Raw genomic sequence first — 14,769 nt, 5'->3', positions numbered from 1 at the left:
CCGCACCCGCGGCAAAAGCCCCGGTGCCGCCCGTCGCGGCGCCGGACGCCCATCCGCAAGCCTGCGTGCGCCCGGCCGGGGAGGTCCAGGCCTGCGCGGCGCTGGGCGCGAAGAACGACGAGTTGCGCGCCCGGCTCAGCCAGGTCGAGGACCGGATGAAGAAACTGCAGGCGACGCTGGGTGCGCCCGTGGTAGCGACCGGGCCGGCAGGCAAGTCGGCGCCGGCCAGGGCCGCCGTGTCGAAGGAGGGCGGCGCCACGCCGGCAGCCGCCAAAGCTGGTGCGCAGAAAGAAGGCGGCGACAAGCCGGCATCCGCCAGGGCCGGCGTACCGAAAGACGGTGGCGCCACGCCGGCGCCCGCCAAAACCGCTACAGCGAAAGAAGGTGGCGACAAGCCGGCGTCCGCCAAAACCGATGCGGCGAAAGAAAGTGGGGAGAAGCCCGTCGCCGAGGCGCCGAAGCCCGTCGTCCCGGCCGGCCCGCGCCCCATCCATTCGATCAAGCCGCTCGTACCGCACAAGCCGAAGCCGCCGCCGCCGGAGGACGGTCTGCCGTGGGGCTGGATCGGCGGTGCCATCGGCCTGCTCGCGCTGGGCGGCGCGGGGGCGATGGTCGTCCGGCGGCGCAGGGCGGGCGGCGACGATCCGGAAGCCATCGATACGCCCGGCGTGCTCGAGAAACTGAAGGCCAGGTTCGCGGCACGGACCCGCGCGCCACAGCCGGAAGAGCCGACTTTGGAGTGATTTTGCCAACGTTCAAAATTTAGCACGCGACTCGTCTACACAAGTTCCGATTTTGCGTTATACTGAGTTTCGATGATGTTTTGATCACAAGATCAGAAGATCAGGCAACGGATCAGGGTCCGCCGCAGCCACCACCGATAGCGTGGCGCGGGTCCGGACGATCGCTGATGAAGCGCCTGTACCCGGAAGCGGTTCGCTTGCCGACAGTGGCAGGTGGACGCCGGAGGCAACCGGCAAGAGGCGACGCCAGGGGATGCCTGGCGATCGCTCTCCCGATTCAGGTGGCACGTAGTTCACGGGCTGCCATCAAACCCGCGTAAACGACTTTTGTCGCTGCGCGGGTTTTTGTTTTGTGCTGATGAAGAAAAAGCCTGGCACAAGCTCTCGGATGAAGCCAGTAACGCAAGCAAGAACGTCCAACGTACAAATTTTCTGATGTGCATATTAGTCGGCGGAGGACAGAAAAGTTCGGCGTCTGCCATTGGCACTTACTTGACAGTTTGTATCACTTGTTGTGATACTGTAAAGACAATTAATAACAGGGGGATGCATGCTGCACACTTTGCGCAACTGGTTTTCGGTTACTTGCTTGATCTTGGTCTTGACTGGCTGTGCTGGGCCTGTCCCCAAGATCGACTTGGCGCCCGCCGCGATGACCAAGGTCAAAACGATCGCTGTCGTTCGGACGCCGGAGCCGGCGCAATATTCGGTCATGAATTTCGGCCATCCGGGCATGGCGCTGGGCTTGATCGGTGGCGCGATGGCCGCTGCCGACATGAATGCGAAGCAGCAAAAATTGACGCAACTGTATAACGACAACAAAGTTGCCGTGTGCGCGGAATTGTCCCGGCTTGTGGCCGAACGCCTGAATGCGGCCGGCTACAAAGCGTATGTCGAAGACCAGCCGTGGAAGCGGGTCGATGGCAAGGACGCGCTGGAATTCAAGGACATCAAGTCGAATGCTGACGCCGTCGTCGTGCTCTCCCCGACAGTGCTCGGTTTCGTCGCAACGGGACTGGCAGGCGGTTACGGTAACGATTATCTGCCTACGCTTTCCGTGATCGTCAACGTTCTCGGAACCGATCGGGAGAAACCGCTCTACCGCGGCTACCATGTCACCGGGTGGGAACTCAAGGCGGAAGGCTGGCATTTCACCAAACCGAAGGCCCGGTACCCCAATTTCGACCTGATTATCGACAAGCCGAAGGAAAGCGCGGCGGCGCTCGCGGACGCCGCGGCCGCCATCGTGGACAGCCTGATCGGGGACTTGCGTGCACAAGGATTGCCGATGGCGCAGCCTGCTGCACCGGTTGTCGCGGAACTCGACGGCGACAACGGCAAGCCGCATTGACCTCCAGATAGCTCTCTCCGCCCGCTCGCCCGCCGCGATCACGATCTGCTTGCATTACGTCGTGATCGCACCTCCGGCAGCTAGTATGCTTGCCAAGGCCGCCTGGCGCTCTTCGCCGCTGATACATTCCTTGAACTTACCCGAAAAGCAAAAAAGCCCCATGCAGGGGCTTCATGCTGTAGTCGGCTGCGCCGGCGGCGGAATCAGTGCGCCGGGCTCAGCGCGCGGTCCAGCTGGCCCATCCAGGGCTCGGTGATGTCGCGCACGGCGCGGTCGTTGGCCATGATCTGCTTGAGCAGGTCGATCTTGCGCTTGCGCTCCACGCCGGCCAGCGGGGGCACGCCGCTTTTCGCCGCGCTTGCCTGCAGCGCACACTGGCTTTCCAGGCGAGCCAGGCCGTCCCAATCCCCTTCGCGCGCGGCCACAGCCATGCGGCTGCTCAGGGCGGCGATGTTTTCGTACATTGCGAGGACTTCGTTGGACGTCATGTCTGCGCTCCACATCGTGTTTTTGGGTCGAATTACCGGTTGTCTGCCTTTAACGGCAGCGGTTTCGGGAACTTTAGGGTTGTCTTGAGATTTTTTTGAATTTTTTTAGTAGGGTGCACGCCAGGTGGCGATTCCGGCAACCCGGCGGCCCGATATGCATCCTGTCGCAATCGTGGGAGGCCAGCCGCCATGGCGCGTTATAGTGCTCAACGAGACCAACCTGTGAATAAAGGGACAATATGAACATCCGCTGGACTCCGATCAGGGCCGCCATCGCGTCGATGGTGTGCGGCACCGCACTCGTTACCGCGAGCGCGCAAGCATCCGGGCAGACCCCGCCCGCGGCCGCGACGGCCGGGACCGCCCAGGCCGCACTGCGTCCGGGAGACGATTTCTTTGCCTGGGCCAACAAGGACTGGCTTGCCAAAACGAATATCCCCGAGGACCGCAGCCGCTGGGGCGCGATGGACAGCCTGGCGGAAAACACCAATGAACGCATCGTCAAGCTGATCGACAGCGTGGACGACGACCGCAAGGCCGGCCCGGAAGCGCGCAAGGTCGCCTGTTACTTCGATGCCTACATGGACGAGGCCGCGATCGAGGCGCGCGGCACGGCTCCGTTGAAACCGCTGCTGGCGCAGATCGGCGCCATCAAGGACAAGGCCGGCCTCGCGCGCGCGCTGGGCGCGTCCGTGCGCGCCGACGTCGATCCGCTGAACAATACCCATTTTGCGACCGAAAACATTTTCGGCCTGTGGATCTCGCCCGGCCTCCACGATCCCGCCCACAACTGGCCGTATCTCCTGCAGGGCGGCCTGGGCATGCCGGACCGCGCGTATTATCTCGACAACAACGAGCGCATGGCCGGCCTGCGCACGCAATACCAGAAACATATTGCCGCGATGCTCAAGCTCGCCGAACATGTGGCAAATGAGACGACGACGGATGCGGACGCCGACGCCCGCGCCGCGAAGGTGTTCGCGCTCGAGGTCGACATCGCCAACAGCCACGGCACCCGCGCCGACTCGGCCGACGTGCTGAAGGCCGACAATACGTGGACCCGCAAGGATTTCGCGGCCAATGCGCCGGGCCTGGACTGGGACGCTTTCTTCAAGGCCGCGCGCTTGGGTGACCAGGACAAGTTCATCGTCTGGCATCCGTCCACCGTGAAGGGCGAGGCGGCGCTCGTCGACAAGGTCGACCTGGCCACGTGGAAGGACTACCTTGCGTTCCACACGATCAACCGGATGGCGAACGTGCTGCCGAAAGCGTTCGTCGAGCAGCGCTTCGCGTTCTACGGCAAGGCGCTGTCCGGTACGCCGCAGCAAGCCGCACGGTGGAAGCGCGCGCTGGGCGCCACCAACGAAGCGATGGACGATGCCGTCGGCAAACTGTATGTCGAGAAGACCTTCCCGGCCGCGAACAAGGCGCAGCTGCAGCGCATGGTCGGCAACATCGTGACGGCGTTCGGCAAGCGCATCGACAAGCTCGACTGGATGGCCCCCGCGACCCGCGCCCAGGCAAAGGAAAAGCTGAAGACGCTGTACGTGGGTGTCGGCTATCCGGACAAGTGGAAATCCTATGCCGGCCTGAAAGTCGATGCCAAGGATGCGTTCGGCAACGCGCTGCGTGCCGAGGCATTCCACACGGACCAGGAACTGGCGAAACTGCACGCGAAACCTGATCGCACCGAATGGTCGATGCCGCCGCAACTCGTCAACGCCGTCAACCTGCCGTTGCAGAATGCGCTGAACTTCCCGGCCGCGATCCTGCAACCGCCGTTCTTCGATCCGAAGGCGCCGGATGCCGTCAACTATGGCGCGATCGGCGCCATCATCGGGCACGAGATCAGCCACAGCTTCGACGACCAGGGCGCACAGTTCGACGCCCAGGGCCGTCTGCGCGACTGGTGGACGAAGGAAGACATGGAACATTTCAAGGCCGCGTCGCAAAAGCTCGTCGAGCAGTACGACACCTATAAACCGTTCCCGGACCTCGCCGTGAACGGCCAGTTGACGCTATCCGAAAACCTGGCCGACCTGGCCGGCCTGGAGGCGTCATACGATGCCTACCGCGCCGCTGCCGGCAACAAGGCGACGGCAGCCAGCGACCGCGAATTCTTCACCGGCTACGCGCAGAGCTGGCGCACGAAGGCGCGCGAGGCGTCCGAGCGGCGCGGCATCCTGACGGACGGCCACGCGCCGCCCAGATACCGCACCGCCACCGTGCGCAACCTGGACGCGTGGTACCAGGCGTTCGACGTGCAGCCGGGTCAGGCGTTGTATCTGCCACCGGAGGAGCGCGTGCGCGTCTGGTGACGGCACCGATTATGTCTTGCGGGTAAGTTGCGCCGCCTTGACGGATGCCCGGACTAGAATGGCCCGGGCATCTTTCATTGTAGGGGCGCCTCGAAAAACCGTCGCGAGCGGCCGCAATGGCGTCCGAGAAGCGCAGCTGTACTGGAGTACAGCGAGCATCGCAGGACGCCAGTGCAACGCGTAGCAGGTTTTTCGACGTGCTCCGAGGTTTTTGCCGATGAGACATCACTATCTCGACATCAACAGGCGTATCGTCCACCATCATCATCTTCATCACGCGCATTTTCCCGACATGATCGAAGACGACTACGAAGACATCACCCGGCGCACCTTGCACCACTACGACGACAACGCGCGCCGCTTCTTTGCCGGCACCATCGACCACGACGTCAGCCAGAACATCGCCGCGCTGTTGACGGCCATCGAGGCGCCGGCGCCGTACACGATCCTCGACTTCGGCTGCGGCCCCGGCCGCGACCTGAAGACGTTCACCTCGCTCGGCCACCATGCCATCGGCCTGGACGGCAGCGAGCAGTTCGTGGCGATGGCGCGGGAGTACAGCGGCTGCGAGGTGTGGCAGCAGAACTTCATCGACCTGCACCTGCCGGACGCGGTGTTCGACGGCGTCTTCGCGAACGCATCGCTGTTCCACGTGCCGCGCGACCTGCTGCCGAAAGTGCTGGACCAGCTCCACGCCACGCTGAAGCCGGGTGGCGTGCTGTTCAGCTCGAATCCGCGCGGCCATAACGAAGAGGGCTGGAACGGTCCGCGCTACGGCTGCTTCCACGATTACCCGGCCTGGGAACGCTATGTCGTCGCGGCAGGATTTTTGCCGCTGCATCATTACTATCGGCCGGAAGGGTTGCCGCGCGACCAGCAGCCGTGGCTGGCCAGCGTCTGGCGCAAGCCGGCATGATGTCCGGATGACAGGGATTTGTTAGTTTGCGTACAGAATGAGGGCCGACATCCCATTAACCTGAATGCATCCCGTTCGATTCTGCGAACGGTTTCATTCACCAAGGAGGATTCCGACATGAACGACGACCAAATCAAAGGCAAGGCCAAGGACATCGGCGGTAAGGTTCAGGAGGAAGTCGGCAAGGTTACCGGCAGCAGCGAACAGCAGGCCAAGGGCCTGTCGAAGCAGGTCGAAGGCAAGGTGCAGGAAAAGGCCGGCGATCTGCGGGATGCCATCAACAAGGGCAATCGCTGATTCCTTAGGTTTTTGTCTACAGTGAAAACAGCCGCCGCGCGCGGCTGTTTTCACGTTGGCGCTCAACCCGACGCYGGCCTGTCCCCGAGAATATCTTTCACATACAGCTTATCGACGAGCACCATCAACGCCGCCGTCAACGGCGTCGCCAGCGCGATCCCGGCAAAGCTGAACAGGCTGCCGAACACGAGCTGCATGACGATGGTGAGCGCCGGCGGAATCTGCTATCGAGAAGGTTCGCCGTCGCGCGCGTGCCCACCAAATGCATGCGTAGACCGAGCGGATTATTTGGGCTCGGTCCCGCCCAGGTTCTTCTTGAAGAACGTTTCGATCAGGCCATACACATGCCGCTGCCCCGCACGCGACGAGATGCCGTGCTTGGCCCCCGGATATGTCATCAGCTCGAAGCGCACGTTGCGGTTGACGAGCGCATCGATCAGGCGCGTCGTGTTGGTGAACAGCACGTTGTCGTCCGCCATGCCGTGCACCAGCAGCAGCGGCGATTTCAGGCCGTCCAGGTGCGTGAACACGCCACTGCGCTCGTAGGCGGCCGGGTCGGATTGCGGCGTCGCGCCCACGAATTGCTCCGTGTAATGCGTATCGTACAGCGACCAGTCCGTCACGGGTGCCACCGCCACGCCCATCGCGATCTTGCTTGAGCCCGCTTCCAGCAGGCGCAGGGTCATGAAGCCGCCATAGCTCCAGCCGAACACGCCCACGCGCTGCGGATCGACGAAGCTCTGCCTGGCGAGCCAGTCGATGCCGGTCAGCTGGTCCTCGACTTCATGCGCGCCGAGGTTGCCGTAGATGACGTCCGTGAACGCACGCTCACGGCGCGACGAGCCGCGGTTGTCCAGCACGAACACGACGAAGCCCTGCTGCGCCATGTACTGGTTGAACAGGTTGCCCCACTGGCGCGTCACGCGCTGCGAGTGCGGGCCGCCATACGTGAACACGAACACCGGGTAGCGCTTCGATGCGTCGAAGCCGGCCGGTTTGATCATCGAGTAGTACAGCGCCTGGCCATCGTGCGCCTGGATCGTGCCGTATTCCGTCGGCAGGTGGTCTTTCACGTAGTGGGCGTACGGGTGCTGGGCGTTCAGGTCGTTATGCTCGATCCACTCGACCATGGTGCCGTCGGCGCGACGGATCGACACCTGCGGCGGCGTGTCCGGGTCGGAGAACGTGTCCACGAAGATCTTGCCGTTGCGGGAGAACACATCCTCGTGCCAGCCGTCCTGCTTCGTCAGGCGGACCGGTTTGCCGGCGTTGCTGCCGTCCAGGTTCAGCGCATAGGTCTGCTTGTCGATGACGGCATCCATGTTCGACGCGACATAGACCTTGCCGGCCTGCTCGTCGACGGCGAGGATGTTGTCGACGCCCCATTCACCGCTCGAGATCGGGTGCAGCAGCTTGCCGGACAGGTCGTACAGATACAGGTGCTTGCGGCCGCTGCGCTCGGACGCCCAGATGAACGCTTTCCGGCGGCCGAGGAAGCGCAGGTCGTCGTGGATGCTGACCCAGGTCTTCGAGGTCTCGGTCAGCAATGGACGCTGGGCCAGCGATGCCGCATCGACGGCGACGAGGTCGAGTCGCTTCTGGTCGCGCGACTGGCGCTGGTAGACGAGGGTCTTGCCGTCCGCGCTCCAGTCGGCGCGCACGAGGTAAATGTCCTGGTCCGGGCCGAGGTCGACCTGCTTCTGCGCGCCGGTCGCCGGGTTCACCACCATCAGGGCGATCTGCACGTTCTTCGCGCCCGCGGCGGGGTAGCGCTGGTCGATGACTTCCGTGCGGTCGGCAAAGATCTCGAAGCGGCGCGCGACGGGCACCTGGGCCTCGTCGTAGCGGCGGTAGGCGATGGCGGAATCGTCCGGCGCCCAGTAATAGCCCGTGTGCTGGTCCATCTCTTCCTGCGCGACGAATTCCGCTTCGCCATTGTGCACGGTATCCTTGCCGTCCGTCGTCAGCTGGCGTTCCTGGCCCGTCGTCAGGTCGATGACGTACAGGTTCTGGTCGCRCACGTACGAGACGTAGCGGCCCTGCGGCGAAATCTTCGGATCGAGCACGTTGCCCGACGCGACCTTGCGCGCGCTGTCCGGCTGGTTGACGTCGACGAGGTACAGGTCGCCCGCGATKGGCACCAGCAACTGCCTGCCGTCCGGCGACCAGCTATAGCTCAGGATGCCGGAGAGGCTGGCCGTGCGGGCGCGCTCGCGCCTTGCCTTTTCTTCCAGCGACAGGTTTTCGTTGGGGACCAACCGTTTGGAGTCGACCAGGCGGTGCGTGGTCTTGTCCTTCATGTTGAATTCCCACAAGTCCAGCTGGAACTGGTTGTCGGTGCGTCCGCGCAGGAAGGTCACGCGGTCGCCGTCGGGCGAGACGCGCAGGCTGCGGACGCCTGGACCGGACAACGCCGGGTCGGCGTGGATACGGTCCAGCGTCAGCCGTTCCGCCGATGCGGGAACGACCGACAATGCGGCCAAAAGGCAGAGAAGAAGTCGCATGTTATCTCTTGGATATTGATTTTAGGGATGAGTACAACGGCGGAACGATACCAGAGTCGCCCCCGAAAAGCTGTAATGACATCGACCCGGGACGCATCGGCCGGGCGAGGCGCAGATTGTCAAAGATGGATGGATCGTAATGTTTGCAATCGATCCCATGGACTATGATCCTTACGTCGGCGCCCAACGCCGACATAGGATGAAACTCTCTCCTAGGGTTACGCCGATGGATCCCCCGTCCATCGGCTTTTTTTTGCCTGTTGGAAGCGAACGATGGCGGACGGCATCACCCGTCAGTGCAGTTCGGGGTCAGAGCACATTTCTGATCAATGTCCTGATGTCAATGAGTTTCAACGACAGTACGTAATATCGCGGCGCGGGTGAAGTAGCCGCTATCGATAATCCGGAAGAACTTGCTCGAAAGAGCGTGCACCAAAAAGTGCTCTGACCCCGAATTTTGTCAGCGGGCTTCGGCCACGGGCGCATGGGCTACGTCACGGATGCGCAGTCTGGACAGCTGGTTCAGCGACCACGCCAGCAGCACGGCCGCGACGGTCAGGCCCAGCACGAGGCCGATCCAGAAGCCGGTAGCCGCCATCGGCTTGCCCGGCGACCAGGGGAACCAGTCCGGCGCGAGGCCGAGGATCCAGCCGACGGGCAGGGCGACGCCCCAGAATGCGATCATCTGGATCACCATCGGCGAGCGCGTCACCTTGTAGCCCCGGATGGCGGACGCCGCCGCGACCTGGGTCGCATCGGACAGCTGGAACAGCGCGGCGAACAGCAGCAGCATCACGCACGTGGCCTGCACGGCCGCGTCCGACGTGTACAGCGCGGCGATCTGCCAGCGGAACACGGCGATGCAGATGGCGGACAACAGGCCGAACGCGATGCACATGCCCGTGCCGACCCATGCGACGAAGCGGGCGCGCACCGGATTGCCTTCGCCCATCGCCTGGCCGACGCGGGTGAGGGCGCCGATGCCGAAGCTGAGCGGCACCATGAACACGAGGGAGACGAAATTCAGCGCAATCTGGTGCGCCGACACTTCGATGACGCCGAAGCGCGCCACGAGCAGGCTGACGATGCCGAATGCGCTGACCTCGGCGAAATGCGTCACGCCGATCGGCAGGCCCAGGCGCAGCATGTTCCCGATCTCTTTCCAGTTCGGGCCTTCCCAGCGCGTGAACGGATACGTCTGGCGGTAGGCGAGCGACAGCCTGATCCACAGCACCATCGCCGCCAGCATGAGCCACACGCCGCTGGCCGTCGACACGGCGCAGCCGAGCGCGCCCAGTCGCGGCAGGCCGAACTCGCCGAAGACGAACAGCCAGTTCATGACGATGTTGTACAGCAGGCCGAGGAGCGCGATGACCATGATGGGCTTGGTCTGGTTGATGCTCGTCGTATAGCCGTACAGCGCACGGTAGCAGGCGAACGCCGGCATGCCGAGGCTGATGATGTGGAGGAATGTCGAGGCGCGCTCCGCCACGGCCGCGTCCAGCCCGATGTGGTCGAACACGAGCGTGCACAGGTTCGCCGCGAGGCAGCCGGCGACGCCGACACCGAGGCCCATCCACAGCGATTCGCGCACGGCATGCGAGATGCGGTCGTGGCGCCCGGCGCCCATCTCGTGCGCGACGACCGAGTTCACGGCCATCATGACGCCCATGACGGTGACGAGGATGATCGACCACACCGACGTGCCCAGCGACACGGCCGCCAGTTCCGCCGCGCTGACGTGGCCCGTCATGGCGACGTCCGCCACGCCCATGCCGACGGTCGCGAGCTGGCCCACGAGCATGGGCCACGAGAGGCGCCACAAGGTGGCGACCTCGGTACGGACGGGATGCGCCGCGCGGGCGGCGGTGCTGGACAGGCTGGGCGTCATGTTCGGTTTGCCGGGGGAAACTGCGCATTTTACTGAGGAATCGCAAGGGCCGCGTGACGCGCGCCCGGCGCGCGCGCGGGGCGGCTCAGCTCAGCGCTGCGCGAGCGTCGTGCCGGGCACGGACTTCAGATAGGCGTACAGGGCCCGCATGTCCGTTTCGTTCATCTGCTTGAACGAACCGAACGGCATCACCGGACTGATCGCGGTGCCGTCCGGCCGGTGACCCGTCCTGAGCATCGCCATGAATGCATCCGGCGTCGGATAGCGGTTCATCGCGCTGCCCTTGCCGGGGGCCAGCTGCGCAGCGGGCGGCCAGGCGGGCGGCGCGCCGGGGATGCGGCCGCCGGCCAGGTCGGCGCCATGGCAACCGGTGCACGTCGCCGCGACATAGGCGCCATACGCCGGCGTGACGGCGGCCGGCACGGCCGGCGGCGGCACATAGGTATGGTCGATCTTTTCGGAAGCGTCCTTGATGATGCCGAATGCGTACAACGCCTTGACGGGCACGGGCACGTCGATGACGGTCTTCGCGCCGGACACGGGGCGCATCTGCTGCAGATAAGCGACGAGCGCGGCCATGTCTTCGTCGCTGAGGCGGCTGTAGTCCTCGCTGGGCATGATCATGACGGGATTGCCGTTCGGCTTGACGCCATGGCGCACCGTGCGCACCCAGTCGACGAGGCGGTATTGTGCCGTCACGCCGTTGGGACCGGCCGTGATATTCGGCGCCACGACGAGCATGCCGCCGTCGCTGATGACCGTCTTGCCGGCCCCGTCCACGCCGTGGCACTCGGCGCAGCCGCGCGTGCTGTACAGGTAGCGGCCGCGATCGACGCGGGCGACGTCGGGCACGACGTCCAGCGGCCGCACCTGCAGCGCGATGTTGCGCGCCATCTTGCGTTCCCCCAGCACTTTGCCGACCCCGGCCGCGGCAACGCCCAGCAGGGCGAGTGTCGCCAATGCGATGCTCGTACGCTTGACCCATTTGCTCACCATGTTTCCTCCCTTTTGTTGGACGAACGGCAACGCGAGCCAATCTAGCACTGTCGTTCAAGGCCGGATACTGGTTGAAATGCTAATTTCGGTCATGCGAAACAAATAGGGCCTGCGTCAAGCATGCATCGTCATGCGGCTATTTCGTCGTGAAGTTGGTCAGCCATTGCAGATTGGTGTCCTTCGCCCAGTTCGCCGCGCCGTTGTTCCAGTTGCCATCGCGTCAGAAGACAAGCTCATGCCTTCTTGGGCCCGGTATCGCCTGCATGGGCTAACTCAAGGCGTAGTATTGCGCCATGAACACATAAACCAGCAGCGTGGCGACGACGAGGATACGGGAGAAGTGATCGATGAATCTTGGCGGTACCGCCTGATCATTCTCCGGGCCCCTGTCGCTCAGTGCGAGCAGGACAACGTAGATGACGAGGGGAAGCGGCGCCACCAGGACCCACGCTCGTGGCACGCCCGGGAGCGCCTGCTGGACGCAAATGGAAATGAGCGGTATCGCGAACAACCCGTACGCGACGCGGTCGCCGACGGGTTTGATCTGGTGCCCGCCGTCCTTTTCCCAAAGCATGCCGAGAACGGATGCCCCGATGAAGAAGATAGTCACGAACGCCAGACCGTTGCCCCAGATTTTTTCCACTTCAGCTCCCATGTGCCCAAGGTGAATACAAGGGATGTTGCCCGCGTTCGTGGTTGAAAATTTGACCGGAAACAATGCGCGCACAGGCTGCAGTCAACAGGGCGGGCTTGTCGTAATAGTTGAAAAGCAAGCCCCCCGCCACAACGTATGGGGCTGACAACCATCCAACCCGATCCAGGAGCAAGCTCGTGGAATACAAGGACTACTACCAGGCCCTTGGTGTCGAGAAGACCGCGACCCAGGACGAGATCAAGAAGGCTTACCGCAAGCTGGTGYGGCAGTACCACCCCGACGTCAGCAAGCACAAGAACGCGGACGCGAAGACCAAGGAAATCAACGAGGCCTATGACGTGCTGGGCGACCCGGAAAAGCGGGCCGCCTACGACGAGCTGGGCCGCGGACACCGCCCCGGCCAGGGCTTCCAGCCGCCGCCGGACTGGGGCACGCAGTTCGACTTCGGCGGAGCCGACGCGAACGATTTCTTCAACGACCTGTTCGCCCACGTGGGCAAGCGTTCGCGCGCGGGTGCGCACGGCGGCGCGCATGCGGGGGCGGGCGGCGGCGGTTTCCAGATGCCCGGCGAGGACATCCACGCCGCCATCGCCATCGACCTGCGCGACGCCTACCAGGGCGCCACGCGCACGGTCAGCCTGCGCGTCCCGCAGCACGACGCCCAGGGCCGGGTCGCCATGCAGGACAAGACGCTCAGCGTGAACATCCCGAAAGGCGTCACGCCGGGCCAGCAGCTGCGCATGCGCGGGCAGGGCCATCCCGGCTTCGGGGGCGGGCCGGCCGGCGACCTGTATCTGGAAATCCAGTTGAACCCCGACCCACGCTATCGCGTCGAAGGGACACAGGTGTACCAGGACGTGCCCGTGACGCCGTGGGAAGCGGCGCTGGGCGCGAGCATCTCGGTGCCCACGCCGTCCGGCACGGTCGAGGTGACGGTGCCGCCGGGGTCGCAGAGCGGACGCAAGCTGCGCCTGAAAGGACGCGGGATCCCGGCGAAGACGCCGGGCGACCTCTACCTGATGCTGAATGTGGTGTTGCCGCCCGCGACCAGCGACCGTGCGCGCGAGCTGTACCAGGCGATGGCGCGCGACCTTGCCTTCAATCCACGCGATCGCATAGGAGCCTGAACGATGCATGACGATATTCTCACCGGCGTGCTGCTGGACGACGTGGCGCTGACCCTCGACGAACTGGCGCGCGCCTGCAACGTGGAACCCGACTGGGTCGTGCGCCATGTGCATGCTGGCGTGCTGGGCGGCGAGACCAGCGTGCAGGTGACGAGCTGGCGGTTCCGCAGCGGCGACCTGGCCCGCGCCCGGCGCCTGCTGAGCGTCGAGCGCGACTTCGACGCCAACGAGGACCTCGCCGCGCTCGTGGTCGACATGGCCGACGAGATCCGCCGCCTGCGCGCGCGCATGCGCGTGCTGGGCATCATCGACTGATGCCAGGTTCGGGACGAGCGCGGCCGCTTTTGCGACCGTGCTATCGTCCCGCCCATGCTCAAACTGCCGTCCGACGCCAGCGCACCGTTCTGCCCCTCCGAGGTCTCCGGCACCGTCAACGTGCCGGAGAACGGTCCGCTGTGGAAAAAGATCTTGCGCTATGCCGGCCCCGGCCTGCTGGTGTCGGTCGGCTACATGGATCCGGGCAATTGGGCGACCTCTATCCAAGGCGGTTCCCGGTTCGGCTACGACCTGCTGTTCGTCGTGGTGCTGTCCAGCCTGGCGGCCATCGTGCTGCAATGCCTCAGCATGCGGCTGGGTATCGTCACGGGCAAGGACTTGGCCGTGCATTGCCGCGAGCAATATTCACCCGTCCGTGCGAAAGGGCTGTGGCTGTTCGCCGAGTTGTCGATCATCGCCTGCGACCTGGCGGAAGTGCTCGGCTGCGCGCTCGCGTTCAAGTTGTTGCTGGGCGTGTCGCTGCCGGTCGGCGTGGCGTTGACGGCGTTCGATACCCTCATCGTGCTGGGCCTGAAGGGCAGGGGATTCCGCCAGCTGGAAGCGATCGTGCTGGCCCTCGTCCTGACGATTGCCGTCTGTCTCTTCTCCGAACTGTTCCTCGTGAATCCGTATCCGCGCGCCGTGCTGGCCGGCCTCGTGCCGTCGCTGGAAAAGGTGGGCCAGCGCGACGCCCTGTATCTGGCCATCGGCATCCTCGGCGCGACGGTCATGCCGCACAACCTGTACCTGCACTCGTCCGTCGTGCAGACGCGCATCATGCGCCACGACCTGAACGAGGACGGGACACGCCTCGCGGAAGCGATCAGGATGTCGCGCATCGACACCATCGTCTCGCTGTTCCTGGCCCTGTTCATCAATGGCGCGATCCTCGTGCTGGCCGCCGCCGCGTTCTACCGGCCGGGCGGTGGCGGCGTGATGGACATCGACCAGGCCTATTACCTGCTGGCGCCCGTGGCGGGCACGGCGGCCGCCGCGATCCTGTTCGGCCTGGCGCTGCTGGCGTCCGGCCAGAGCTCGACCTTTACCGGCACCATCGCCGGCCAGGTGATCATGGAAGGCTTCCTGGACCTGAAGATGCCGTGCTGGCAGCGCCGCCTCATCACACGCGGGCTGGCGCTGGGGCCGGCGATGGTCGGCGTGCTGACCC

General features: G+C 64.4%; 14 protein-coding genes. 8 read left to right on the top strand and 6 right to left on the bottom strand.

The window, feature by feature from the left end; translation table 11 throughout:
• Positions 1 to 743: hypothetical protein (locus AC1DYX_RS17610; protein WP_477261096.1), on the top strand; the 743-nt coding region annotated here is incomplete at its 5' end.
• Positions 744 to 1,395: 652 nt separating this feature from the next.
• Positions 1,396 to 2,094 (top strand): hypothetical protein, encoded by a 699-nt coding sequence (locus tag AC1DYX_RS17605; RefSeq protein ID WP_477261094.1) that lies wholly within the window; start codon positions 1,396 to 1,398, stop codon positions 2,092 to 2,094.
• Positions 2,095 to 2,297: 203 nt separating this feature from the next.
• On the opposite strand, the gene AC1DYX_RS17600 is transcribed toward AC1DYX_RS17605, so the two are convergent.
• Positions 2,298 to 2,582 carry a flagellar protein FliT gene (locus AC1DYX_RS17600; protein ID WP_477261092.1) on the bottom strand — a complete coding sequence of 95 codons (285 nt, stop codon included), beginning with the start codon at positions 2,580 to 2,582 and terminating at the stop codon, positions 2,298 to 2,300.
• A 239-nt stretch (positions 2,583 to 2,821) separates the two neighbouring features.
• Between AC1DYX_RS17600 and AC1DYX_RS17595 the strand changes: the two genes are divergently transcribed.
• From AC1DYX_RS17595 to AC1DYX_RS17585, 3 genes are all read left to right on the top strand, one after another.
• Complete coding sequence (locus tag AC1DYX_RS17595) at positions 2,822 to 4,900, top strand: M13 family metallopeptidase (protein ID WP_477261090.1); 2,079 nt, start codon at positions 2,822 to 2,824, stop codon at positions 4,898 to 4,900.
• A 292-nt stretch (positions 4,901 to 5,192) separates the two neighbouring features.
• A complete protein-coding gene (locus tag AC1DYX_RS17590; protein WP_477261098.1) occupies positions 5,193 to 5,816 on the top strand; it encodes a class I SAM-dependent methyltransferase in 624 nt (207 codons plus the stop codon).
• A gap of 117 nt (positions 5,817 to 5,933) precedes the next feature.
• On the top strand, positions 5,934 to 6,113 hold the full coding sequence (locus AC1DYX_RS17585) for a CsbD family protein (protein ID WP_477261088.1): 180 nt from the start codon (positions 5,934 to 5,936) through the stop codon (positions 6,111 to 6,113).
• 62 nt (positions 6,114 to 6,175) lie between these two features.
• On the opposite strand, the gene AC1DYX_RS17580 is transcribed toward AC1DYX_RS17585, so the two are convergent.
• From AC1DYX_RS17580 to AC1DYX_RS17560, 5 genes are all read right to left on the bottom strand, one after another.
• Positions 6,176 to 6,310, bottom strand: coding sequence for a hypothetical protein (locus tag AC1DYX_RS17580; RefSeq protein ID WP_477261086.1), 135 nt, complete (start codon positions 6,308 to 6,310; stop codon positions 6,176 to 6,178).
• An 87-nt stretch (positions 6,311 to 6,397) separates the two neighbouring features.
• Positions 6,398 to 8,617: a S9 family peptidase gene (locus tag AC1DYX_RS17575; protein ID WP_477261084.1), complete on the bottom strand. Its 2,220-nt coding sequence runs from the start codon at positions 8,615 to 8,617 to the stop codon at positions 6,398 to 6,400.
• Positions 8,618 to 9,077: 460 nt separating this feature from the next.
• On the bottom strand, positions 9,078 to 10,508 hold the full coding sequence (locus tag AC1DYX_RS17570; RefSeq protein WP_477261082.1) for an MATE family efflux transporter: 1,431 nt from the start codon (positions 10,506 to 10,508) through the stop codon (positions 9,078 to 9,080).
• 90 nt (positions 10,509 to 10,598) lie between these two features.
• Positions 10,599 to 11,504, bottom strand: coding sequence for a c-type cytochrome (locus tag AC1DYX_RS17565; RefSeq protein WP_477261080.1), 906 nt, complete (start codon positions 11,502 to 11,504; stop codon positions 10,599 to 10,601).
• Between the two features lie 268 nt (positions 11,505 to 11,772).
• Positions 11,773 to 12,147, bottom strand: coding sequence for a hypothetical protein (locus AC1DYX_RS17560; RefSeq protein WP_477261078.1), 375 nt, complete (start codon positions 12,145 to 12,147; stop codon positions 11,773 to 11,775).
• Positions 12,148 to 12,335: 188 nt separating this feature from the next.
• Between AC1DYX_RS17560 and AC1DYX_RS17555 the strand changes: the two genes are divergently transcribed.
• The 3 genes from AC1DYX_RS17555 to AC1DYX_RS17545 all read left to right on the top strand — a co-directional run.
• The gene (locus tag AC1DYX_RS17555) at positions 12,336 to 13,286 is read left to right on the top strand and encodes a DnaJ C-terminal domain-containing protein (RefSeq protein WP_477261076.1); all 951 of its coding nucleotides are present in this window, start codon (positions 12,336 to 12,338) and stop codon (positions 13,284 to 13,286) included.
• Between the two features lie 3 nt (positions 13,287 to 13,289).
• Positions 13,290 to 13,601 carry a chaperone modulator CbpM gene (locus tag AC1DYX_RS17550; RefSeq protein WP_477261074.1) on the top strand — a complete coding sequence of 104 codons (312 nt, stop codon included), beginning with the start codon at positions 13,290 to 13,292 and terminating at the stop codon, positions 13,599 to 13,601.
• A gap of 54 nt (positions 13,602 to 13,655) precedes the next feature.
• Positions 13,656 to 14,769, top strand: a 1,114-nt coding sequence (locus tag AC1DYX_RS17545; RefSeq protein WP_477261072.1) for an Nramp family divalent metal transporter, incomplete at its 3' end; no start/stop codon positions are given.

The organism is Massilia sp. P2_C2 (assembly GCF_056404615.1).
The sequence above is the reverse complement of the archived record's forward strand: the minus strand, read 5'-3'. Positions and strand labels throughout refer to the sequence as shown.